Annotated in this window: 20 protein-coding genes; 7 read left to right on the top strand and 13 right to left on the bottom strand. The window is 67.2% G+C overall.

The window, feature by feature from the left end; genetic code table 11:
- The first annotated feature begins 103 nt into the window (after positions 1-103).
- Entirely contained in the window at positions 104-1,366 is a 1,263-nt protein-coding gene (locus ACFVIV_RS01180; protein ID WP_379192591.1) for a glycosyltransferase 87 family protein, read from the top strand.
- On the opposite strand, the gene ACFVIV_RS01175 is transcribed toward ACFVIV_RS01180, so the two are convergent.
- Both ACFVIV_RS01175 and ACFVIV_RS01170 read right to left on the bottom strand, forming a co-directional pair.
- Positions 1,344-2,663, bottom strand: a complete 1,320-nt coding sequence (locus tag ACFVIV_RS01175) for a M18 family aminopeptidase (protein WP_379192589.1) — start codon at positions 2,661-2,663, stop codon at positions 1,344-1,346. The genes ACFVIV_RS01180 and ACFVIV_RS01175 overlap by 23 nt on opposite strands.
- Before the next feature lie 143 nt (positions 2,664-2,806).
- The gene (locus ACFVIV_RS01170) at positions 2,807-3,256 is read right to left on the bottom strand and encodes a MarR family winged helix-turn-helix transcriptional regulator (protein ID WP_379192587.1); all 450 of its coding nucleotides are present in this window, start codon (positions 3,254-3,256) and stop codon (positions 2,807-2,809) included.
- Between the two features lie 47 nt (positions 3,257-3,303).
- Here ACFVIV_RS01170 and ACFVIV_RS01165 point away from each other — a divergent pair, with 47 nt between their 5' ends.
- The gene (locus ACFVIV_RS01165; RefSeq protein ID WP_379192585.1) at positions 3,304-4,389 is read left to right on the top strand and encodes a substrate-binding domain-containing protein; all 1,086 of its coding nucleotides are present in this window, start codon (positions 3,304-3,306) and stop codon (positions 4,387-4,389) included.
- Between the two features lie 60 nt (positions 4,390-4,449).
- Here the strand turns inward: ACFVIV_RS01165 and purQ are convergent, their stop codons facing one another.
- Both purQ and purS read right to left on the bottom strand, forming a co-directional pair.
- Positions 4,450-5,127 carry a phosphoribosylformylglycinamidine synthase subunit PurQ gene (gene purQ / locus ACFVIV_RS01160; RefSeq protein WP_379192583.1) on the bottom strand — a complete coding sequence of 226 codons (678 nt, stop codon included), beginning with the start codon at positions 5,125-5,127 and terminating at the stop codon, positions 4,450-4,452.
- The gene (purS, locus tag ACFVIV_RS01155; protein ID WP_067531202.1) at positions 5,124-5,357 is read right to left on the bottom strand and encodes a phosphoribosylformylglycinamidine synthase subunit PurS; all 234 of its coding nucleotides are present in this window, start codon (positions 5,355-5,357) and stop codon (positions 5,124-5,126) included. Before purS ends, purQ begins: the two co-directional genes overlap by 4 nt.
- Positions 5,358-5,511: 154 nt before the next feature.
- On the opposite strand from purS, the gene ACFVIV_RS01150 reads away from it, so the two are divergent.
- Positions 5,512-6,156, top strand: a complete 645-nt coding sequence (locus tag ACFVIV_RS01150; RefSeq protein ID WP_379192582.1) for an MBL fold metallo-hydrolase — start codon at positions 5,512-5,514, stop codon at positions 6,154-6,156.
- Here ACFVIV_RS01150 and ACFVIV_RS01145 read toward each other — a convergent pair whose 3' ends face one another.
- From ACFVIV_RS01145 to ACFVIV_RS01115, 7 genes are all read right to left on the bottom strand, one after another.
- Positions 6,157-7,698 (bottom strand): hypothetical protein, encoded by a 1,542-nt coding sequence (locus tag ACFVIV_RS01145; protein ID WP_379192580.1) that lies wholly within the window; start codon positions 7,696-7,698, stop codon positions 6,157-6,159.
- Positions 7,689-8,315 carry a hypothetical protein gene (locus ACFVIV_RS01140; RefSeq protein WP_379192578.1) on the bottom strand — a complete coding sequence of 209 codons (627 nt, stop codon included), beginning with the start codon at positions 8,313-8,315 and terminating at the stop codon, positions 7,689-7,691. The genes ACFVIV_RS01145 and ACFVIV_RS01140 overlap by 10 nt, the downstream gene beginning before the upstream one ends.
- A 103-nt stretch (positions 8,316-8,418) precedes the next feature.
- A complete protein-coding gene (locus ACFVIV_RS01135) occupies positions 8,419-10,731 on the bottom strand; it encodes an MMPL family transporter (protein WP_379192576.1) in 2,313 nt (770 codons plus the stop codon).
- Between the two features lie 83 nt (positions 10,732-10,814).
- Positions 10,815-12,176 (bottom strand): dipeptidase, encoded by a 1,362-nt coding sequence (locus ACFVIV_RS01130; RefSeq protein WP_379192574.1) that lies wholly within the window; start codon positions 12,174-12,176, stop codon positions 10,815-10,817.
- A gap of 14 nt (positions 12,177-12,190) precedes the next feature.
- Positions 12,191-12,646 carry a hypothetical protein gene (locus tag ACFVIV_RS01125; protein WP_379192572.1) on the bottom strand — a complete coding sequence of 152 codons (456 nt, stop codon included), beginning with the start codon at positions 12,644-12,646 and terminating at the stop codon, positions 12,191-12,193.
- Entirely contained in the window at positions 12,643-14,067 is a 1,425-nt protein-coding gene (locus ACFVIV_RS01120) for an APC family permease (RefSeq protein ID WP_379192570.1), read from the bottom strand. Before ACFVIV_RS01120 ends, ACFVIV_RS01125 begins: the two co-directional genes overlap by 4 nt.
- A gap of 59 nt (positions 14,068-14,126) precedes the next feature.
- Positions 14,127-15,038, bottom strand: a complete 912-nt coding sequence (locus ACFVIV_RS01115; RefSeq protein WP_379192568.1) for a glutaminase — start codon at positions 15,036-15,038, stop codon at positions 14,127-14,129.
- A gap of 98 nt (positions 15,039-15,136) precedes the next feature.
- On the opposite strand from ACFVIV_RS01115, the gene ACFVIV_RS01110 reads away from it, so the two are divergent.
- Together ACFVIV_RS01110 and ACFVIV_RS01105 are read left to right on the top strand one after the other, a co-directional pair.
- Complete coding sequence (locus tag ACFVIV_RS01110) at positions 15,137-16,651, top strand: glutamate decarboxylase (RefSeq protein WP_379192566.1); 1,515 nt, start codon at positions 15,137-15,139, stop codon at positions 16,649-16,651.
- A complete protein-coding gene (locus tag ACFVIV_RS01105; RefSeq protein ID WP_379192564.1) occupies positions 16,648-18,189 on the top strand; it encodes an APC family permease in 1,542 nt (513 codons plus the stop codon). Before ACFVIV_RS01110 ends, ACFVIV_RS01105 begins: the two co-directional genes overlap by 4 nt.
- On the opposite strand, the gene ACFVIV_RS01100 is transcribed toward ACFVIV_RS01105, so the two are convergent.
- Positions 18,186-20,345, bottom strand: a complete 2,160-nt coding sequence (locus tag ACFVIV_RS01100; protein ID WP_379192562.1) for a S9 family peptidase — start codon at positions 20,343-20,345, stop codon at positions 18,186-18,188. The two genes, ACFVIV_RS01105 and ACFVIV_RS01100, sit on opposite strands and share 4 nt — an antisense overlap.
- Positions 20,346-20,445: 100 nt before the next feature.
- Here ACFVIV_RS01100 and ACFVIV_RS01095 point away from each other — a divergent pair, with 100 nt between their 5' ends.
- Positions 20,446-21,546 carry a DUF2330 domain-containing protein gene (locus tag ACFVIV_RS01095; RefSeq protein ID WP_379192560.1) on the top strand — a complete coding sequence of 367 codons (1,101 nt, stop codon included), beginning with the start codon at positions 20,446-20,448 and terminating at the stop codon, positions 21,544-21,546.
- Positions 21,547-21,942: 396 nt separating this feature from the next.
- The gene (locus tag ACFVIV_RS01090; protein ID WP_379192558.1) at positions 21,943-22,158 is read left to right on the top strand and encodes a DUF397 domain-containing protein; all 216 of its coding nucleotides are present in this window, start codon (positions 21,943-21,945) and stop codon (positions 22,156-22,158) included.
- 129 nt (positions 22,159-22,287) lie between these two features.
- Here ACFVIV_RS01090 and ACFVIV_RS01085 read toward each other — a convergent pair whose 3' ends face one another.
- Positions 22,288-23,247, bottom strand: a complete 960-nt coding sequence (locus ACFVIV_RS01085; protein ID WP_379192556.1) for an alpha/beta hydrolase — start codon at positions 23,245-23,247, stop codon at positions 22,288-22,290.
- Between the last annotated feature and the right edge of the window lie 105 nt (positions 23,248-23,352).

Genomic DNA, 23,352 nt, shown 5'->3' with positions numbered 1-23,352 from the left:
TCGATCAGCGCCTTCGCCCACCCGCGACTGTGTCCGGCAGCACACCGGCAGCACACCGCCGTGCGTTTAACCCCCGGTGGGGACGGGCAGCTACGCTTCACCCGTGAGCGATCGATCCGGGCTAGCGGATCCGGCCGAGAAGCCCGTGACCGCGCAAAAGGGGAATGCAGGGCTGACGCCGAAGCAGACGAAGTTGCTGCTGATCGCGGTGGCGCTGTTCGTGGTGTCCGCACTTGTCAGCTATTTCGCCAAGTTCTGGCACGGCTACATCGACCTCCAGGTGTACCGCAACGGGGCGCGGGCCTGGTTGGACGACAAGGACCTGTACGGGCCCATGCCGCAGGTGTTCGGCATCGGGCTGCCGTTCACCTATCCGCCGCTGGCGGCGCTGTTCTTCGCACCGCTGGCGATCATGTCGCTACCGGTCGCCTCCTGGGCGGTGCTGGCGACTTCCATTGCCTCGCTCGGGCTCACACTGTGGGTGGTGCTGGACCGGCTGCGGCCGAGCATGGACCGGATCACGCGGCTGGCCATCGTGATCGGCGCGGTGGCGCTGCTGCAGCTGCTGGAGCCGATTCGCCAGACCTACGGGTTCGGGCAGATCAATCTGGTGCTGATGGCGGCCATCACGCTGGATTGCCTGGTGCGCAAGCCGTTCTGGCCGCGCGGCATGCTCATCGGCATCGCGGTGTCGGTGAAGCTGACCCCGGCCGGGTACCTGCTGTACTTCGTGCTGCGCAAGGACTGGCGGGGCGCGGTCACGCTGGTGCTGTCGGCGGTCGCCGCGGTGGGCGTGGGATTCGCGGTCTTCCCGAAGGATTCGGTGCAGTACTGGTTCCACACCCTGACCGATACCGGCCGCATCGGGCCGCCGTACTTCGCGGGCAATCAGTCGCTGAAGGGCTTCGCCTTCCGGCTCGGGGTCTCCGATTCGGCGGCCACCCTCATCTGGGTGACGCTCGCGCTGCTGGCGGTCGTCTTGGCGGCGGTCTGGATGAAGCGGCTGTTCGACGCGGGGGCCGACACCGCGGCGCTCATGGTGAATGCCGCTGCGGTACTGCTGGTTTCCCCGGTGTCCTGGTCGCACCACTGGGTGTGGATCGCCCCGGCGCTCATCGTGGCCGCCGACGCCATCGCCAACGGCCGCCGCAGCCGGTTGTATCTCGGCACGGTCGGCCTGGCGCTGGTCATGTTCGCCATCGGGCCGCAGTGGGTGCTGCCGCACAACACCGATCGCGAACTCGACTGGTCCTGGTGGCAGCAGATCATCGGGAGCAGCTATGTGCTGTTCACCTTGGCGATCTTCGTGGCGGCGGTTCTGACCTACCACCCCGACAAGCGCGCTACCGCGGAGCTTCCGGCGTAAGGAACGCCGCCAGCGCCGCCGCGTAGGCGGGAACGTCTGCCGCGCCCATCATTTCGCGCGCGGAATGCATGGCCAGCTGCGCCGCGCCCACATCCACGGTCGGCATGCCGGTGCGGGCGGCCGTCATCGGCCCGATGGTCGATCCGCACGGCAGATCGGCGCGGTGGACGTAGCGCTGCAACGGCACATCGGCCTGCGCGCAGGCCAGTGCGAACGCGCCCGCCCCGGTCGCGTCGGTGGCGTAGCGCAGGTTCTGGTTGACCTTGAGCACCGGCCCGCCATTGACCTCGATGCGATGCGAGGGCTCGTGCCGGTCCGGGTAGTTCGGATGCGTCGCGTGCGCCATATCGCCGGAGGCGCAGACGGATCCGGCCAGCGCGGCCAGGTATTCGGCGCGCCCGCCGCCGCGGGTCAGCACGATGCGTTCCAGCACCGTGGGCAGCAGCCCGGATTGGGCGCCGCGATCGGACTGGCTGCCGACCTCCTCGTGGTCGAACATGGCCAGCACCGGCACCGCCACCCCGGGCTCGTCGATGGCGGCCAGGAAGGCGCGCAGCCCGGCGTAGCAGGTGCCCTGATTGTCCAGCCGGGGCGCGCTCACCAGATCCAGGTCGCGGCCGATCAGCTTGGACGGCACCAGATCATGGGTCATGAGCTCCCAGCCGAGCACCGCGCCCGGCTCGATCCCGGAGCGCTCGGCGATGAAGGCCATGAACGAGCGCGGTTCCCCGCCGATCCCCCACACCGCGTTCACGTGCCGCTGCGGGTCGAGGGTGACCCCGCGCCGGTCCTCGGACAGGTGGATGGCCAGCTGCGGCACCCGCAGGATGGGTTCGTCTATGCGAATCAGCCGTTCCCGCACCACATTTCCGTCCCGTACCGAGAGCCGTCCGGAAATGCCGAGGTCGCGGTCGAGCCAGGAGTTGAGCCAGGCCCCGCCGTAGGGTTCCAGCCCGACCATCTGCCAGCCCGCCACCGCGGTGTCGGGATGCTGCTTCACCCGCAGATTGGGGCTGTCGGTGTGCGCGCCGACCACGCGGAAGGGGGTCGCCTGCCCGGTGCGGAAGCCGGTGGGCGCGCCCGGGCCGCCGTCGGCCCAGGCGACCAGCGAGCCGCCGCGCACCACGTAGTAGCGGCCCGCGCTGCTGGAGGGCCAGGGCGCGGACTCGGAGAGTCTGGTGAAGCCGTGGTCGTCGAGTTCCGCGGCGACGGTGCGGCACACGTGGAACGGCGACGGGGAGGCATCGATGAATTCACACAGTCCGGCGGCGGTAGCGGTGGTCTCGGCAACTGGCATGCCGCAATCCTAAGCATTCCCAGTTCAGTTTCTTCCGATCCGGTTGCCCAATCGGCGGCGCGCCCGGCGGGTTCTTCGGAAGTGTCTGGGAAATACCGCATTTCGCAGACTGGTAATAACCAGTATTCGGAGGGTGGCCGCGATCAGGCGCCGCGCGCCGGTTCCGGGACGGCCTCGGCGACCTGTTCGAGCAGGCGCACCAGCTCCAGATAGTCCTGCGCGCCCAGGCGGCGGCGCAGGTCGGCCTCGGCGCGCACCTCCTCGGCGCGCACCTCCTCGACCAGCTCCACCCCGCGCCGGCTCAGGCCGATGAGAATGCGGCGGCGATCGTCGGCGGCGGCGACCCGGAAGATGAGACCGCGTTCGGCCAGGTGATCGGCGTGCCGGGTGGCGGAGGAGGGCGGCAGCTGGGCCCGCGCGGCCAGCTCACTCATGGTGATGCCGGTATCCGGGGACAGATTGGTCAGCATGCACCATTGATCGGCCGTCAGCCGCCTGGCACACAGGGCCGCGTCAAGGTGACGAAGCCAACTGCGCTCGGCGGCACGCAGCGCCCGATGCAGGGTGGAAATGCCACCTAGAATTGTCGCCATATTTCCCGCCCGTCAAATCACAGCTCGAACGAGGGGAAGAGTAACCGATGACCCCGTTCGGCGGGAATCCCGAAAACAGTATCGAGGTCCTCAACATAGTTCCGCAGCAAGGACCGGGCGGTATCTTCGCGCCCTCCTGCGAGGCCGCCATTTCTCTGGCGGTGGAAGAAATCAACGGCGGGAGCGGAATTCTCGGACGGGAATTGCGGGTCACCCACCTCGACGGCGGTCGCGAACCCGAGGATGTGGCGCGGGAGGTCTCGGCCCTGCTGGCGACGGGCATGGTGCACGCCATCACCGGCTGGCACACCTCGGCCGTGCGCCGGGCCGTCAGCCGGGCCAATGCCGGGCGGGTGCCGTATTTGTTCGCCACCGATCACGAAGGCGTGGACCGGCCGCCACCGGGGCTTTTCCTGGTCGGATCGGATCCTGGACGACAGATTCTGCCCGCCCTGCGCTGGCTGCGGCGCGAGCTGGGCGCCCGGCGGTGGGCGATCATCGGCAATGATTACGTGTGGCCGCGGCGCACCGCGGACGTGGTGCGCACCGAATTGACCGATCGCTACGGGGAGTTGGCGCCGTCGCTGCCGCTGGAGCGGTTCGTACCGCTGGGCACCGAGGATTTCGCGGACTTCCTCGCCGATCCCCGGCTGGACCGGGTGGACGGGGTGATCGTGCTGCTGGTGGGCGCGGACGTGGCGCGCTTCAACAAGCAGTTCCACCATTTCGGGCGCGATGAGCGGCAACTGCGGGTGAGCCCGGCGGTGGACGACAATGTGCTGCTCGGCGCGGGTCGCGGGGCGAACCGGAATCTGTATGTGCCGTCGAGCTTCTTCGTCAACGGACCGGAGGGGCGCGAGCGCGCCGAGCGCTACCGGCGGCTGCACGGCGCATTCGCCCCGGCGCTCACCAACTTCAGCAATACCGAGTACGAGGCCGTGCACACGCTCCATGCACTGGCCAAGGCCGCCGGATCTTTGGAAGTACCGCAGGTGCATGCCGCCGTGAACGAGGGAACGACCCTGGAAACTCCCTCGGGCGGAATTGGTTTCGACGGCAACCAAGTAGTGCGCCCGGCCTATATCGCCCGCGCCGAGGGAGTCGAGTTCGAGATTCTCGACAGGATTTGTTAGGGGTGTGGAGGTCTCCCCCGCTAAGGGGGTATGGGGGTTTAACCCCCACCCCCTTCTGCCTCAGGCAGAGACGAGCGCGTCCAGCACGGACAGGAACATCCCCAGCCCATCATCGCTGGGTCCGGTCAGCGGCTCGGTGGCGTGCTCCGGGTGCGGCATCAGGCCGACGACGCGACCATTGGCCGAGGACACACCGGCAATGCCGCGCTGCGAACCGTTGGGGTTGTCGCCCGCGTAGCGGAACACGACCCGGCCCTCGCCCTCGAGCTCGTCGAGCACGGCCTCGGAGGCCTGGTAGCGCCCCTCACCGGACTTGAGCGGCACCAGGATCTGCGCACCCGGCTCGTACCGCGAGGTCCACGCGGAATCCGCGGATTCGACGGTCAGCCACTGGTCGCGGCAGATGAAGTGCAGGCCCTCGTTGCGGGTGAGCGCACCCGGCAGCAGACCCGCCTCGCAGAGGATCTGGAAACCGTTGCAGATGCCCAGCACCGGCATGCCCTGACCGGCCGCCTGCACGACCTCGCCCATGACCGGCGCGAACTTGGCAATGGCCCCGGTGCGCAGGTAGTCGCCGTAGGAGAAGCCGCCGGGCACGATGACCGCGTCGACACCCTTCAGATCGGCGTCGGCATGCCACAGGGCGACCGCTTCGGCGCCGGCGAGCCGGGCCGCGCGGGCGGCGTCGACATCGTCGAGCGTGCCGGGGAAGGTGATGACTCCGATGCGTGCGCTCACAGCCGGACGACCTTCCAGTCCTCGATGACGGTGTTGGCCAGCAGCGATTCGGCGATCTGCTCGAGTTCGGCGTCGCTCACGTCATCGGCAACGTCGAGTTCGAATCGCTTGCCCTGCCGCACATCCGAGATTCCGGGGTGCCCCAGGCGCCCCAGTGCGCCGACAATGGCCTGACCCTGCGGATCCAGGATTTCGGCCTTCGGCATCACCTCGACAACGACACGTGCCACGCGTTGCTCCTCAGCTGGTGGGGCGGCGCCCGGGCCTACGACTGGCCGAGCGGGGGTTCCGCTGATCAGGGTAGTTGGCGATGGTTGCGCGCGTGCCGCCGGGTCACGCCGGTCGTGGTGTGCGACACACCGCTCGGCGACTACCGTTGCGAACATGCGCATAGCCCATTTCGGACACTCATGCATTCTCGTGGAGTTGAACGGCGCGAAGATCCTTTTCGATCCGGGCACTTTCTCGCACGGCTTCGAGGGCATTACCGGGCTGGACGCCATTGCCGTCACCCACCAGCATCCCGATCACATCGACCCGAACCGCATCGGCGCCCTGATCGAGGCCAATCCGCAGGCTCAGCTGCTCGCGGACCCGCAGACCGCGGCGTCGCGAGAGGAGCCCTGGCAGGGGGTGCATGCGGGCAATGTCCTGAAGGTCGGAAACGTACAGATCACCGGCGGCGGCGGCCGGCACGCGGTCATCCATCCGGAAATTCCGGTCGTCGACAACACCGTGTTCCAGCTCGGCACCCCCGAGGATCCGGCCCAATTCGTCCATCCCGGCGATTCCCTGTGGGTCCCGCCGGTCGATGTCGGCGTGCTGGCCATTCCCGCCGCCGCCCCGTGGATGCGGATCAGCGAGGCGGTGGATTACCTGCGCGCGGTAAACCCCCGCACCGCCTTTCCCATTCATTTCGGCATCATCGCTCCGGAGGCGCAGGGCATCTATTTCGGTCGGTTGAACGAAATGGCGCCCGCCGGCACCGATTTCAAGGTCATCGAAGCCGAGGACCACACCGAGTTCTGATCAGGAAACCCGGCCCAGCGTGACGCCGAGCCCCTCGATCGTGAATTCTCCGGCCGTGACCACGACCCCGGTATCGGTGAAACGCCGTCCACCGAGCGTGGTTTCGAGGAATTCGCGAATCGGCACGGGTTGCGCCGCGAGGGATTCCATTATGTACGAAGGGATTTCGATGGCGCCGTCGAAACGGCGAGGCTGTGCCGTGAGGCCCGGTGCCTGCGGGGCCTGACGCAGGCCGTCCACGGTGTGCAGGATCAGGTCGAGCCGGAGGCCGTCGCCGAAGTCCAGCCGCAAGGGCGTGGGAGTCACTGCCGCATCGAAGTTTTCGATGGCAGCGGACCAGCCCGCAGCAGCTCGGCCCGCGTAGTCGTACGGCGAGAGCGGCACCGCGGGGTCCGCACTGCGATCGTCGGCGGTGTTCGCGATCCGCTCACCGCCCAACGGCTGATCGGTGGGCACAAAGGCCCACTGATCGGCAGTGAGATCCTTTGTCCAGTAACCGGTCCGGCCATTATCGATGCCCTCCACCCGCAGTTCGCGGGCATCCGAGCCCGCCCCGGTCTTGTGGATGGAGATGCGATCGGTGATCGCACCGGGCACCTTCGGCTGCCGCACCCACGCGGGGGCGGGCAGTTGGATGGCGGCGGTGCCATTGTCGATCCGCTCGCTGAGCATGTCCGGCGCCTCCGGCAGGCCGCGCTGGTCCGCGTAGGAGTAGCGGAAGAACACCTTGTCCGCGCCGGAGATGTCGAAATCGTAGAGGCGCGTGTAGAGGTCGCCGTGGCGGTTCACCACCAGGGTGGTGGACGCGCTGGTGGACAATGCGATTGCGCGGAATCGCGGCGGCAGCGCCATCTCGTAGCTGTGATCGACCGGCAGCCACGGGTCGATGTAGCGGATGCGGGTGCCGTCGTCGGTCAGCGCGAAGACGTGCGAGACCTTCGCGCCGCCCACCGGGTGATCGTTGCCGGCGGTATCGCGCCAGACGTGGTCCTCGGCAGGCGAGAGCACCGACCATGTCCAGTCGAGAGTGCCCGGGGGCAGGGAGTTTCCGGGCCCGGTCCACAGCGGGGTGCCGTAGCGGCTGCTCCAGTTCCAGTCGCGGGGCGCGCTGAGGGCGTGGTCCATGGTGTAGAAGCGGCCGCTCTCGTCCACGGCCAGCACTTCGTCGTCGTCGGCGGAGACACCGGCGATACGGCCGCCGAGGCAGGCCGGCAGCGCCATCGAGCGCCAATCCCCCTGAGCCTCCGCTGCTTTCACATAGAGGTTGCCATTGCGAGCGGCGAAGGACCAGCGGCGATTGAACGTCTCGGTGCTGGTCCGGAAGTACACCCGGTCGGGCAGCGCGATGTCCGCGAGCGGGAGATCCGTCAACCCGGCGGCGCCATGGTCGACGGTGACCTCGGGGGTGCCGACCGTGCCGATCAGTGTGCACCCGCCCGGGTCGGCGACTGCTCCGGGATGCGTTGTGAGGCCGGTGAATACGAGTCCGGCCACGGCGGCGAGCAGGCCGCGCTCGGTCGCGCGCATCGAGATCACAACCATTCCAGTGCACCGAAGACAATGAGGGCGAGCGCGTCGATTCCCAGAATCGCGCCCACCGCAATGGCTTTCGACCGCACGGTGGCCAGATCGTGCACCCAGAAGCAGGCCGCGAAGAACGGCACGTACCCGATGAGCCAGATGAGGAACGGGAAGCTCGGCTGCCACCAGTTCCAGTCCCAGGTCAGCACGCCGGCCTTGTTGAGCAGCACCTCCACGCCCACGGCGGCGGCCGAGTTGACCGCGATGAGCACCGGCCGGTTGGGCAGGCCGAGGATCCGGGTTTCCTTGGGCGGCAGCATCTTCGCCGCGGCGATGCCCATGATGGCGAACATGAAGCAGATCTCGATATTGAGCCCGATGAGGATCTGATACGCCGTCGGCCCGGTCGCGCCCCAGACCGGCGCGCGGCCGGTGACGTGGAAGACCAGCGAGTTCCAGATCTCGTTGAACCAGTCCATGCCCCAGAGCGCGAGCCCGGCGAAGAGCACGTTCCAATTCCGCCGTTCCACCTCGGTCGCATAGACATAGATGACGACCAACAACAACGGAACGATGTACCACTTGAATTGACTGCTGTCGCGCAGCAGTTCGAGCGCCACCCGGGCGTGCTCGGTCATCGGCGTACCTCTCTCCTCATGACCGTGATCGCCGCGAGTCTGTTACAGATCAACACATATTGTCAACCTGTAAATCCAGCGCCTCGGGGGCGTATTTTCCCGGTCAGTGCGGAGAGACCGCCTCCCCCGCCCGCGCATCGGCCTCGGTGCGCTGGAGTTCGCGCAGGCGCGCGCCCTCGACGTCGATATCGGGGACGATCCGGCTCAGCCAGTTCGGCATCCACCAGGCGGCCTTGCCCATGAGGACCAGCAGGGCGGGGATGAGGATCATGCGGACGATGAAGGCGTCGAGCAGGACGCCGGCGGCGAGGGCGAAGCCCATGGATTTGGCGCTGGCGTCGGGTTCCATAATGAAGGAGCCGAAGACGAAGATCATGATGATGGCGGCCGAGGTGACCACGCGGGCGCCGTGGTGGTAGCCCTTGATCATGGCCTGGGTGGGCTCCTCGCCGTGCACGTATTCCTCGCGCATGCGGGTCACCAGGAAGACCTGGTAGTCCATGGCCAGACCGAATACCAAGCCGATCAACATGATCGGCATGAAGCTGATGATCGGGCGCGGTTCCTCGATGAGGCCGAACTTGCCCTCCTGGAAGATGAGCACGGTGGCGCCGAAGGTGGCGGCCATGGACAGCAGGAAGCCCAGCGCGGCCGTCAAAGGCACCAGCACGGAACGGAATACGGCGATCAGCAACAGGAAGGCCGCACCGGCGACAATGGCCAGATAGGGCACGATCTTGCCGAGCAGCACGTGGTCGATATCGGCGTAAATGGCTGTGGTGCCGGTAATTCCGTACTGCATGCCGTAGTCGGATTTGAATTGCGCCTCGGCGTCGCGGGCCTCGCGCACCAGGTCCTTGGTCTCCTGATTGTTGGGCCCGGTCTTGGGCACGCCCTCGAACTGCGCGCCCTGGCCGTCCTCGCTCCAGGTCGGCTCGGTCACGTAGTTCATGTCCGGATAGGAGGCGAGCTGGTCGCGCAGCGCCGTCACCGCGGTCTGCCGCTGCTCGGCCGGGGTGTCGGACAGATCCACCGCGATCTGCAGCACGCCATTGCTGCCCTCGCCGAAACCTTGCGTGCGCAGTTCGTAGGCCTTGCGGATGGTGGAGGTCTTGGGCATCGAATCCTCGCCCGGCAGGCCGAGATTCATCTTGGCGGCGGGCACGGCCAGCAGGCCGAGCACCACCACGCTGAGCGCCAGCGCGACCCACGGCAGCTTGCCGATCAGCTGCCCGACTCGCATGCCATTGGTGACGTGGGTGTCGTCCTCCGGGTCGTACTTGGCGATGAGCGGCAGCTTGGGTTTGAACAGGAACCGCCCGAACGCGCCGAGCAGCGCCGGCATGAGCGTGAGCGCGACCAGCACGGCGAATCCGGCCGCGACCGCGCCGCCCAGACCCATGAAGGTCAGGAAGCGCACGCCCACGATGCTCAGGCCGACCAGCGCGATGATGACTGTCAGACCGGCGAACACCACCGCCGACCCGGCCGTGCCGAGCGCCACGCCCGCGGCTTCCTCGGGTGAATCCTGTACGGACAGTTCGTGTTTGTAGCGGGACACGATGAACAGCGCGTAGTCGATGGACAGCGCGATGCCGATCATGGAGGCCAGGAAGGTGGTGAAGCTCGGCACCGACAGCACCGAGGTGCCCAGGAAGATCAGCGAGGTCGCCGCGCCCAGGCCCACGATGGCGGTGATGATGGGCACGAAGGCCGCCACGATGGCGCCGAAGCAGATGATCATGACAATGAAGGCGAAGCCCATGCCGATCATCTCGGACTTACCGCTGGGCTGCTGCTGCTCCATGGCGATGGTGCCCGACAGCTCGACGGTCAGCCCGGCCCGCCGCGCCCCATCGGCAACGTCGTAGGCGGCCTTGCGATCATCCGCGGTGACATCGGCGAAGTTCTTGATTGTGAACGGAACACTCAGAATCGCAACGGAATCCGGATTCTCCTTGTTGAGCACGTTCAGCGGTGCGTTGGAGCACTTGGAGATGAACTCGCTGGAGTTGCGATCACCGTCCAGGCACCCCATTTCCTGTGCGGCGGTAATGGGATCGGTGAGCGGTTTGCTGTGATCGACGATCCCCAGCCCCTCCAGCTGCTGGATGAGCCCCTTGATCGCCTGCTGATTGCCGTCGTCGGTGAGCTTGGTCCCCGCCGGCGCGCCGATCACGTAAACACCGGTGACCGCGTCGAACTTGTACGCCTGCGACATGCCCGGGAAGTGCTTGTCCAGAATCTCGGTGGCGCGTTCCGATGGCAGGTTCGGGATGTCGAAGTCATTGCTCATCGGTTTCTGCAGGGCGGCGCCGAGGCCGCCGAGCAGCATGAAGAGCAATAGCCAGATCGGCAGCACGATCCACTTGCGTCGATATGCGAACCTGCCCCACCGGTACAGATAGACGGACACGAGCATCTCCTAGCGGTCGCCGGATAGCGCTTTCGGTCAGTCGTGCACTCGTTACGTGAGTTTGCTACTTGATAGCCACCGTATCAAGTCGTCCGGCGGTAGGAAGCCAGGAACAGCGCCTCGGCCAGGGCCATGTGCTCGATCTCGGTCGGATCGACACTCTCGTTCGGGGCATGGATGAGGCACTTCGGTTCTTCCACACCCATCAACATGATCTCCGCGTCCGGGTAGGTGTCGGCGAAGACATTGCAGAGTGGGATGGATCCGCCCTGGCCCTGGGTGGTGGCGGGGCGGCCGTAGGAGGCCTCGAAGGCGGCCTCCATGGCGGTGCGGGCCGGACCGCCGGTGGCGGAGCGGAAGGGCGCGCCGGTGGCCTCCTTCTCGACGGTGACCTTGGCGTTCCAGGGTGTGTTCGATTCGAGGTGGGCGGTCAGGGCTTTCAGCGCCTGCTGCGGATCGGTGCCGGGCGGGATGCGCAGGTTGATGCGCGCCGCCGCGCGGGGCTGAATGGCGGCCGCGGACCCGACCACCTTGGGCGCGTCGATGCCGAGGACGGTCAAAGCCGGTCGGGCCCAGAGCATATCGGCGACGGTGCCGGAGCCGAGCAGATCGACGCCGTCGAGAACGCCCGCATCGGCGCGGAATTGGTCCTCCGGGTACTGGACGCCGTCCCACTTCTGGTCATTGCTCAGACCGGAGACGGTGGTGTTGCCGTCCTTGTCGCGCAGGGTGGCCAGCACGTGGATGAGGGCCGCGAGGGCGTCGGGGGCCGCGCCGCCGAACATGCCGGAATGCATTTCCCCGGCGAGGGTTTCGATGGTGACCACGACATTCACATTGCCGCGCAGGGTTTCGGTGAAGGTCGGCACGCCGACGGCGAAATTGCCGCAGTCGCAGACCAGAATGGTGTCGGCGCGCAGCAGGTCGGCGTGCCCGGGGACGAAGTCCTCCAGCCCGCCGGCGCCCTGCTCCTCGGAACCCTCGGCGACCAGGGTGATCCCCACCGGGAAGTCGTCACCGCCGATCTGCCGCAGCGCGCGCAGGGCGGTCAGATGCATGACGATATTGCCCTTGCAGTCCGCCGCGCCGCGGCCGTACCAGCGGCCGTCCTTCTCGGTGAGCTGCCATACCGGTGTGCGCCAAGCCTTTTCGTCCAGCGGCGGCTGCACGTCGTAGTGACAGTAGAGCAGCACGTGCGGTGCTCCGGGCGGGCCGGGTCGCCGCGCCACCACGGCCTTGCTGCCGTCGGAGGTCTCGTGCAGCCCCACATCGGTGAGCCCTTCGGCGGCGAAGGCATTCGCCACCCACTGCGCGGCCTTCTCGCATTCCTCGATCGGGAACTGCCGCGCGTCGTACACCGACTTGTACGAAACCAGTTCGGCCAGGTCCTGTTTCGCGCGCGGCATGAGGCCCTGCACGGCGGCGCGGAGCTCTTTCTCGGTCATTCACATCTCCTGTTTCAGTTGTCCGTATCCGATTTCACCGTGCCGCTCGTGCGCAGCGTGCCGGTTTCCTGCAGGTACGACGCCAGCTTGTCCGGGCAGTAGGTTTCGATGGCCAAGGCGGTCGCCGTGAAGATATCGCTGTCCGCGATGACCGGCCGGCTGCCCGGACCACTGGCGCCATTGCTGATGGCCGCCTGGTAGCGCGCTTTGATCAGCGGCGAGTCCGGATCCTGGCACACCAGCCCGCCATCGGTGCCGAGGGAGTCGGCGATCACCCGCGGTTCCGGCGCCGCCAGTCCCGCCTCGGTGAGCCGGGACTGCAGGACCTCCGCCTTGCGCAGCGCGGCATCGGAGCCGCGCTCCTGCCGGAAGATGATCACCCCGATGACCGCGACCGCCACCAGGATCACCGCGACCATGAGATACGTTGTCCGCCGCACGCTTGCGGGCGCACCGCCGGTGTCGGTCATGCCAGCGCCTCCTCGGGGACATCGGTCTTCCAGCCGGGTTTGCGGAACTTCAAGAACAGGAACGGAATCAGCAGGCCGACTATGCCCATGCCGAGCCCGATGACGAGCACATAGCCGAGCGCGCTGCCGCTGCCGTACTGCGAGGGCGGCACGAATCCGATGAGGAAGGCCGCGACCGAGGAGACGGTGCCCAGCCCGCACAGCGCGATCAGGGCCGGGGCCCGATAGCCGCGCGGATGGTCGGGCTGGTTGCGGCGCAGGCGAATCGCGGCCGCGAACATGAGCACGTACATGATCAGATAGACCTGCGTGGTGATCACCGACAGGATCCAGTAGGCGCTGGAGACATCGGGGATGAAGGCGTACAGCAGGGCCAGCAGCGTGGTCACGATGCCCTGGGCCACCAGCATGTTCTGTTGCACGCCATGCTTGTTCACCCGCGTCAGCACGGGCGGCAGATATCCTTCCTTGCGCCCGATGAGCAGCAGCCCCTTCGACGGCCCGGCCAGCCAGGTGAGCATGCCGCCCAGCGCCGCGGCCACCAGCATGACGCCGAGCACCGGCGTCAGGAAGCCGATGCCGAAGTGGTTGAAGAACCCGTCGAAGGCCTGCATGACGCCGGCGGTGAGGGACAGGTTCTGCGCGGGCACCACCCAGCTGATCACCACGGCCGGGACGATGAAGATGATCAGCACCAGGCCGACCGCCATGGCCATGGCCTTCGGGTACTCCCTGCCGGGATCGCGCAGCGAGGACACGTGCACCGCGTTCATCTCCATGCCCGCGTAGGACAGGAAGTTGTTGACGATCAGCACCAGGCTGGCCAGCCCGGTCCAGGCCGGGAACAGGTGCGCGGCGTCCATGGGCGCGGCGGGCTCGTTGCCCTGGGCGAGGAAGACGAAGCCCAGGATCACCAGCAGCGCACCGGGAATCAGCGTGCCGATGATCAGTCCCATACTCGACAGTCCCGCAACGGTTTTGGTGCCCTGCGAGGAGACGAAGACCGCCGCCCAGTAGATGGTGATGATGACGATCGCCACGTACACGCCGTTGGCCGCCAGCGACGGGTTGATGATGTAGGCGAAAGTGCTTGCCACATAGGCCAAGAGGCTCGGGTAGTAGAAGATGGTCATGGCGAACTGGCACCACACCGCGAGGAAGCCCATGGGCTGGGACAGGCCCTCCCCCACCCATTTGTAGACTCCGCCCGCCCAGCCCGACGCCAGCTCGGCCGCCACGAAGGCGGTCGGCAGCAGGAACAGCAGCGCGGGCACCAGATACAGGAACACACAGGCCAATCCGTAGACGGCCATGGTGGGCGAGGCCCGCAGGCTGGCCACCGAGCTCGTGGTCATGAGGGCCAGCGTCACCCAGGAGATGTAGTTGGTGGCCGTCGCCGGCTTGGTCGCCGTGCCAGTCATCGCCGATCCTTTCCGAAACCGTCCGATCGAACGCGGAAAACGCAGAGCTGTGACGAGATTCAGAACACCGAGAATTGGCCGACGCGCGCGAAGGTCTCCAGCGCCACCGCGCCCGAAACCGAGTTGCCCTTCGCGTCGAGTCCGGGCCCCCAGGCGGCGACCGAGCATTGGCCGGGTACGACGGCGAGCAGCCCGCCGCCCACCCCGCTCTTGACCGGAAGGCCGATGCGGTAGGCGTATTCGCCCGCGCCGTCGTAGGTGCCGCACATGGTCATGAGCGCGGTGATGTGCCGGGCGTCGTCGCGGCTCAGCAGCCGGCTGCCGTCGGCGCGCAGGCCGTGCCGGGCGATGAGCAGCCCGGCCTTGGCCAGCTCCGCGCAGGTGATGGTGAACGAGCACTGCCGGAAGTAGTGGTCGAGAGCGAGTTCCACGCTGTTGCGCATATTCCCGAAGCTCGCCATGAGGTAGGCGATGGCCCGATTGCGGTCGCCGGTGCGCAGTTCGGATTCGGCAATGACGCTGTCCACGTCCAGCGCCGGATTGCCGGTCTCGGCCCGCAGGAGGTCACGCAGGGCGGCCACGGCATCGCCGGTATCTGTCAGCAACTGATCAGCGACCACGATGGCGCCGGGGTTTATGTAGGGATTGCGCGGAATGCCGTCCTCCAGTTGGAGTTCGATCAGGTCATTGAAGGCCACCCCGGAAGGCTCGCGCCGCACCCGCTTCCAGATCCCGCCGTCCTGATGGGCGAGCACCAGCGCGAGCGCGAAGGCCTTGGAAATACTCTCGATCGCAAAGGGAACATCCACGTCACCGCCGGTATAGAGCTTTCCCTCGACGGTGGCGACGGCGAATCCGAACTGTTTGGGATCAACCTCGGCAAGACCCGGAATGTAGTCGGCGACCGCACCCTCCCCGATATGCGGCGCCGTGGCGGACATCACCTGCTCTATGACATGCTGATAGTCCATAGTGCTGAATAGTAACTGTTCAGCAACTATCTCTGGATTACGAAACGGTAGCTTGCCCAACCAGTTTCGATAGGCATGGAACCCGCTATGGAGGCCATATGACCGGCAATCTGGAGCCCGACGATCTCTACGCGATGCCCGGCATCAAACGCCCGGCCCCACATCACGGATTCCCGGAGCAAGAGATCTATCCCCAGGTCGCCTACCAGATCGTGCACGACGAACTGCTGCTCGACGGCGTCTCCCGGATGAACCTGGCCACCTTCTGCACCACCTGGGTCGACGACCAGGCGCGAAGGCTCATGAACGAATGCCTCGACAAGAACATCGTCGACAAGGACGAATACCCGCAGACCGCCGAAATCGAACGGCGCGGCGTGCGCATGCTGGCCGATCTGTGGCATTCGCCCGACGCCGAGCGCACCCTGGGCACGTCCACCACCGGCTCCAGCGAGGCCGCCATGCTGGGCGGGCTCGCGGCCAAGTTCCGCTGGCGCCAGCGCGGCGGCACGGGCATGCCCAACTTCGTGTGCGGGCCGGTCCAGGTGTGCTGGGAGAAGTTCGCCCGCTACTTCGATGTGGAAATCCGGCAGGTCCCGCTGCGCGGTACGCGGTACACCATGCATCCCGACGATGTGGCCGCCTACTGCGACGAGAACACCATCATGGTGGTGCCGACCTTCGGGCAGACCTTCACCGGCCTGTTCGAGGATGTCGCGGGGATCAGCAAGGCGCTCGACGACCTGCAGGCCGGGACCGGCCTGGATATCCCGATCCATGTGGACGCGGCCAGCGGCGGCTTCCTCGCGCCGTTCTGCGCGCCCGAGCTGGTGTGGGACTTCCGGCTGCCGCGGGTGAAATCCATCAATGCCTCCGGGCACAAGACCGGGCTGGCGCCGCTGGGCGCGGGCTGGGCCATCTGGCGCACGGCCGCGGATCTGCCCCAGGACCTGATCTTCAATGTCGACTATCTCGGCGGCTCCATGGCCACCTTCAATCTCAACTTCTCCCGCCCGGGCGGACAGGCCATCACCCAGTACTACGACTTCATTCGCTTGGGGCGCACCGGATATCGGCGCGTGCAGTCCGCCATCTATGCCGCCGGTCAGCATCTGGCCAAGGGCTTGACCGACGTCGGGCCCTTCGAGCTGATCCACGACGCCGATCCGCGCCGGGGGATCACGGCGGTGTCCTGGCGGCTGTCGGGTAAGGAGAATTTCAACCTCTACGACCTGTCCGACCGGCTGCGCACCCGCGGCTGGCTCATCGCCGCCTATCCGTTGCCCGCCGACCGCGAGAACGAGACCATCATGCGGGCGGTGCTGCGGCACGGATTCACCTACGACATGGCCGATCTGCTGCTCGCGGATGTGCGGCGCGGCATGAACCAGCTGCACGCGCATCCCTTGCGAACCTCGCTCACCCGTGCGGACGCGGGCGGGTTCACGCACAGCGCGACCGCGGCCGTGCCGACACCGAAAGTGACGCCGGCCCGGACCAAAGCAGGTTCCGGCAAGTCCAAAACCGCTGCGGCCAAGTCGAAAACCAACGGATCCGGCGGCAAGGGCGGCGGCAAGAGGGCGAAATCCGCTGCGGGTAAGGCGAAGTCGTGAGCAGCGCGCACCGCGCCGGTGCGGCGGGCCGAAGTGTGGCGGCGCCCGCCGCCGGTGCGCCGTCGAACACCAGGTACCTGAGTACGATCGCCCTCGGCTTCACCACCGCCGCGGCCATTGTCACCAGCCTGCGCGGGCTGCCCGCGATGGCCAAGGAAGAACTGACCATGTTCTTCTACATCGGCTTCTCCGTGGTGCTCTTCCTGATTCCGGCCGGCCTGGTGTCGGCCGAACTCGGCAGTGCGTTCGGCCGCAAGGCCGGTGGCCTCTACGCCTGGATCAGCGGAGCCTTCGGTAAGAGGGTGGGCTTCTGGGTGATCTTCCTGTCCTGGCTGCAGGCCATGGTCTTCTTCCCCACCGGACTGAGCTTCGCCGCCGCCGGTGTCGCTTTCGCCATCGACAGGCCCGATATGGCACAGGACCACGTGTACGTCGGCATCTTCTCGGTCATCGCCTACTGGGCCTGCACCCTGGTCGCACTGGCCGGAAATCAGTTGGCGGCCAAGGTGACTCAGGCCGGGTTCCTGCTCGGCACCGCGATTCCGGGTCTCATCCTGCTGGGCCTGTTCCTCTGGTGGGTGCTCGGCGGGCACACCATCGGCTGGGAGCACACCACCGATCCGGCGGTCACCGTCGAGCGCGACGGCCACGACGCGCCCCGCTTCATGCCCTACATCGCGGGCCTGTCCGCCCTGGCGTTCCTCGGCAATATCCTGGAGAACTTCACCGGTATCGAATCGCAGGCGGTGCACGCCACCGAGCTGCGCAATCCGGGCCGCCAGTATCCCGTGGTCATCATGATCGCCGCCGTCGCCTCGGCCGCCATCTTCACCCTCGGCGCGCTGGCGGTGGCGGGCATCCTCCCCTACGACAGGATCAACCTGAATTCCGGCGTATTCGACGCCCTCACTTCCGGTTTCGGCACTCTGATGGACATCGGCTGGCCGGTCCTCGTGCTGGCGGCCCTGATCGCGTACGGCGCCCTCGCCGGCACCCTGGCCTGGATCACCGGCCCCAGCCGCGGCGTCCTGGCCACCGCCCACGACGGCATGCTCCCACCGATCCTGCAGAAGGTGAATTCCCGTGGGGTGCAATCCAATATCCTGATCGCCCAGGGCGTCATGGTGACCGTCCTGTGCGCCCCCTATTTCTTCATGGCCGACGTGAGCAGCGCCTTCTTCCTCATTACCGCCATGGCCGTGGGCATCTACATCATCATCTATCTCTTCATGTACGCCGCCGCCATCCGGCTCCGCTATACCCGGCCCGAGCTGGAGCGCCCCTTCAAGGTCCCCGGTGGGAAGGCCGGCATCTGGGCCTGCGCCGGAACCGGCTTCGCCGCAATGGCGTTCGCTCTGGTGACGGCCTTCGTCCCGCCCTCGCAACTCCCCATCGGCAACCCGGCGACCTATGTTGCCCTGGTCGCCGGCGGCACCGTCTTCTTCTGCCTGGTCCCGATGGTCGTCGAGCGCCTCCGCAAACCCGGCTGGGCCGCGCCGGAGGATGTGAAGGCCAAAGCGCTCGGTCCCGGCGCCTAGCGGTCGGCGAGGCCGACGGTGTCGAGGACCCAGGCGAATTCGAAGGCCACTTCCTTCCACTTCTCGTAGCGGCCGCTGACGCCGCCGTGGCCGGCGGACATCTCGGTCTTCAGCAGCAGCTGGGAGTGGCCGGTCTTGGTGGCGCGCAGGGCGGCCACCCACTTGGCCGGTTCGACGTAGAGGACCCGGGTGTCGTTGAGGCTGGTGATGGCGAGAATGGCCGGGTAGTCCTTGGCCTCGACGTTCTCGTACGGCGAGTAGGACTTCATGTAGTCGTAGACTTCCTTGTCCTCCAAGGGATTACCCCACTCGTCCCACTCGATGACGGTGAGCGGGAGGGAGGGATCCAGGATGGAGGTCAGCGGGTCCACGAACGGCACATTGGCCAGGATGCCGGTGAACAGCTCCGGCGCGAGGTTGGCCACCGCGCCGACCAGCAGGCCGCCGGCGCTGCCGCCGTCGGCGATCATGCGGTCGGGGGCGGTGACGCCGGTGTCGATGAGATGCCGTGCGCAGGAGACGAAATCGGTGAAGGTGTTCTTCTTGGTGAGCGTCTTGCCGTGCTCGTACCAGAGCCGGCCCATCTCGCCGCCGCCGCGCACGTGGGCGACCGCGAACACCATGCCGCGGTCCAGCATGGACAGCCGCGCCACCGAGAAGCCCGGGTCGATGCTGGCCTCGTAGGAGCCGTATCCGTAGAGCAGCAACGGCTTCGGACCGGCCGGGGCGTCCTTGCGCACCACGATGGAGATCGGGATGCGGGTGCCGTCCGCGGCGACCGCCCAATCCCGGTGCTGCTCATAGTCTCCGGCGTCGTACCCGCCGAGCACCGGCTGTTCCTTGCGGAGCAGCAGCTCACCGGTCTCGGGCACGTAGTCGAAGACCTGCATCGGGGTGATGAACGAGGTCAGGCCCACGCGCAGGGTGGGCTGCTCCCATTCCGGATTGGAGCCCAGGCCGGCGGCGAAGAGCTCGAGCTCGAAGTCGATCTCCTTCGGCTCGCCGTAACCCTCGGGCGTCAGCGGCCAGACCGCCACCCGCGGCAGCGCCTCGCGGCGGTAGCTGAGCACCAGCTTGTCGGAGAAGGCATCGACGTCCTCCAGGCGCACATCGTCGCGGTGCGGGATGAGGATGGTCTGGTTCGCCGGATCCGAGACCGGGGCCTCGGCGAGGACGAAGTTCTCCGCCTTCACCCCGTCGATGACATCGTTGTGCAGGATGAGCAGACGGTCCTCGCCGCCGACCACCGCGTGCTCGGCCGAGTACTCCACGCCCTCGCGGCGCGGCAGCAGGACCCGGAACTCGCCCTCGGGATTGTCGGACTCCAGGATCCAGCCCTCGCTGGTGATCTTGGAGCCGACCCATACGACCAGGTACTTCTCCGAGCGGGTCGCGCCGATGCTCACCCAGTAGCGCTCATCCGGCTCGTGGAAGACCTTGACGTCGGTGTCCTGGGCGGCGCCCAGCCGGTGCCGCCACACGGTGTCGGGCCGCCAGGACTCGTCGACGGTCTGGTAGAAGACGTGCGTGCCGTCGAGGGACCAGGTCGCGCCGGGCGCGGTGCCGGGAATCTCGTCGGCCAGCAGTTCGCCGGTCTCCAGATTCTTGAAACGCAGCACGTAGCGCTCGTCGCCGACGGTGTCGACGGAGAAGGCCAGCAGGTCGCCGGCGTGGCTGATGGAGAAGGCGCCGAGTGCGAAGAAGTCGTGGCCCTCGGCCAGCTCGTTGGAATCCAGCAGCACCTGCTCGCCGGGCACCTCGGTCCCGACCTCGAGCTGCGGCGGGGTCCAGTCGTTCTTGTCCGCGATCGGGCAGCGGCAATGGACGCCGTACTGCTTGCCCTCGAAGCTGCGCGAGTAGTACCAGTAGTCGCCCATACGGGTCGGCACCGACAGGTCGGTTTCCTGGGTGCGGCCCTTGATCTCCTCGAAGATCTTCTCCCGCAGCGGCCGCAACTTCTCGGTCTGCGCGTCGGTATAGGCGTTCTCCGCCTCCAGATACGAGATGACCTCCGGGTTCTCCTTGTCCCGCAGCCATTCGTACTGGTCGATGAAGACGTCACCGTGGTGCACGCGCTCGGTCGGCACCCGTTTGGCGATCGGCGCCGTCACGATCGCGCCGGATTGTGAGGTCGCGCTACCACTGTCCAAAGCCATGCGTCCACGTTAGTGGTGCCCGCCGAAACCAGCCCGCCGGACCCGCGTCCAGCTGCGAAAGGCGGGAGCGCCCGCCGCTCGGCGTGCGTACCCTGGCGGCATGCTGTTGCGTAGGACAGCACGCCTGGTCGCGGTGGTCGCCATCGCGCTCGGCGTGGGGGGAATCGGTGTGGCCGTGCCGGCTTCGGCGTGTGCGTGCGGCGGCGTCGCCACGCCCGCCGGGGAGTCCATGCGGGTCTTCGACGAGACGGCGCTGGTGAGCTGGGACGGCGCCACCGAGACCATCCTCATGCGGCTCGGCTTCGACAGCGCCTCCGACCATGCCGCACTGCTCGTCCCGACCCCCGCTCCGGCGACCGTCACCGCCGGCGATCAGGCCGCGTTCACCGCGCTGGACGAGCTGACCGGCCCCCGGGTGGTCACCGAGCTCGACTGGTTCGGCGATCTCCGGGCGCTGGCCGGGATCGGCGGCCTGGCCTTGCTCCAGGGTGCCGGGGACGCGGGCAATCTCGCGCCCGGAGCCGCCGAGACCTCGGGCGGCGGCGCGCCGGAGGTGGTGAGCCGGGTCCGGCTGGGCCCGCTCGAGGCCACCACCCTCACCGGCGGTGATCCGGCGGGCGTGCAGAAGTGGCTGGACGACAATGGGTATGCCCTGCGGGCGGAGGTCACCGCCACCGTGCGGCCCTATCTGGACGAGGGCTGGTCGTTCGTGGCCGTGCGGCTCGTCGGCGATGAACCGCTGCGCGGCGCGGTGGATCCGATCCGATTGACCTTCGCCGCCGATCGCCCGGTGTATCCGATGCGGATGTCCGCCGCCGCCGACAGTGCGCAGACGGTCAAGCTGTACGTGCTCGGCGCGCAGCGGGTAGAGCGGTCCGATCCGGACCGGGTGCGGCAGTTGGTGACCGTCGACTTCGCCGGCCGCCTCGAGCAGCCGGCGGAGCCGGAGCTGCAACAGGTCGTGGCCGGCCGCCAGGATTACCTGACGGAACTGAATATCGTCATCCGCGAGCCGGGCGAGATCACCTCGGACTTCGCCTTCGTCCCCGCCGCCGCGTCCGCGGGCGACTTCCGGCAGGTCGATTATCGCACCGAGCTCGTGGTATTCCTCGGCATGCCAGCGGGATACGTGCTGGTGGGCGCGGGAGTGGTGGTCGCCTGGGCGGTGGTGTTCGCGGTCAGGCGGGCACGCGGCCGGTGAAATGATCCGAGCGCCCGGCCGAGGGCGAGCGCTCGATGAGCGAGCCGATGATCGGTCGGCTATCGGCGGCGCGAGCGCCCGTTTGCCGAATGCTGCCGCTGATCGTAGAGGAAGAAGACCGCCGCTTTGCGTCGAGCACACTGGTCGGTCGGGCAACTTCGATGAATCCGCAGAATGCTGTGCGCCATCTCCACCGTGAACCGTGCGGGAACGACATCACAGCTATCGGAGATGGGAGCGGCTCGCTGCGGGGACCATGGCGTGCGCACCACATACCTCCTTCCGCTGACACAGAATGGAATATCCGATCCGTGCCGCTCGCAAACACTGGCATGATGAGTGCGATCTACATCACCGTCCAGTACTTCGCAGCGATCGCACAGGGAGTGTCCGGAAGTGGAAGCGAAGAACCGCGAGATCGAGCCCGATGCCGTCTGGCGGCGCAGTGACGACCAGGCCGATGGCGTCGAAATCGCCTTCCTGGCCAGTGGAAATATCGGATTGCGGGATTCCCGCAATCCGGAGGGACCGGTGCTGATCTTCACGCCGGGCGAGTGGAAGGCCTTCGTGGCCGGGGCCAAGGACGGCGAATTCAACCGTCCCGCAAGCTGATCGAATTCACGTCGTGGCCATCGGCGGCGCACCGGCCTCGGTGCGCGCGCCGGTGAGCACGGCATCCAGCAAGCCCGGAGAGCGGGCGTCGAGATCATCGCGCCGTAGCGCTGCGCGCGGGGCCGGAGCCTACGCGCCGATCGCACCGCCGATGGTCGGCCAGGATTCGTGCAGCGTGTCCTGCCAGTACGACCACGAGTGTGTGCCCACCGGACTGTGGTCGATGCGCGCCGGAATGCTCAACTCGCGCAACCGCTGTTCGAAGGCGGTGACACAGGCGTTCACACCGACTTCGATGGGCCCGCCGAAGAAGATGTTCTCCGGCAGCTGCGGTTTGATCTCCAGCTCGTGCGGGCCGGGCAGACCGGTGCCGGTGGAGAGGTAGAGGGTCTTGCCGCGCAGCCGATCCGCGAGTATCGCCGGATTGTGCGCGGCCCAGGCCGGATCCGCGGGACCGCCCCACATATTGAACGGATTGCCACCGCGATTCGCGATGGAGAAGAGCATGCCGCCCTGCGCGATGGTGAGATCCGGACAGGCGCTGTATCCGGCGACGGCGCGGTACAGGTTCGGATGCCGTACGGCCAGCACGAAAGCCGCGGTGCCGCCCATGGACAGCCCGCCGATGGCGTTCACGCCGTTGCCGGCGAAGTAACTGTCGATGATCGGCGGAAGTTCCTGTGTCAGAAAGGTTTCCCACTTGTACCGGCCGAAGCGCGGATCATCGGCGATCCAGTCGGTGTAGTAGCTGGCCTGCCCGCCCATGGGCAGCACCACGTTCACGTTCTTGCCGCCGAAGAAGGGTTCGGCGTCGGTGGCATTGGTCCAGGTGCTCTGCCCCGCGCCGGGATCCAGCCCGTCGAGCAGGTAGTAGCTGGGCCGGGCGCCGCCACCGGCCGGGTGCAGCACCTGGACCTGAATGGTGCGGCCCATGGCGGTGGAATCGATGAAGAGGGCGGAACGGGTGGGGCCGAGGTCGTCGACGCGGAGCACCTGGGCCGCGCTCGCGGTTGGCGGGGACGCCAGCACCGGGCTCAGCAAACTTGCGGCGATCGCGAAAATCGCTGCGGCAACGACTCTTCTGCGCATGTCCCCACCTCCATCAGCCCACCAAGAACGCCGTTCAACGTAACTCGAGAGGCGGTCGCCTCGAGGAGGATTCAAGTTTTGGCGTGTCCTTGGCAAACCAGTCGG

Origin of the sequence: Nocardia sp. NPDC127526 (assembly GCF_042672265.1) — a bacterium.
GTDB lineage: Bacteria > Actinomycetota > Actinomycetes > Mycobacteriales > Mycobacteriaceae > Nocardia.
The sequence above is the reverse complement of the archived record's forward strand: the minus strand, read 5'-3'. Positions and strand labels throughout refer to the sequence as shown.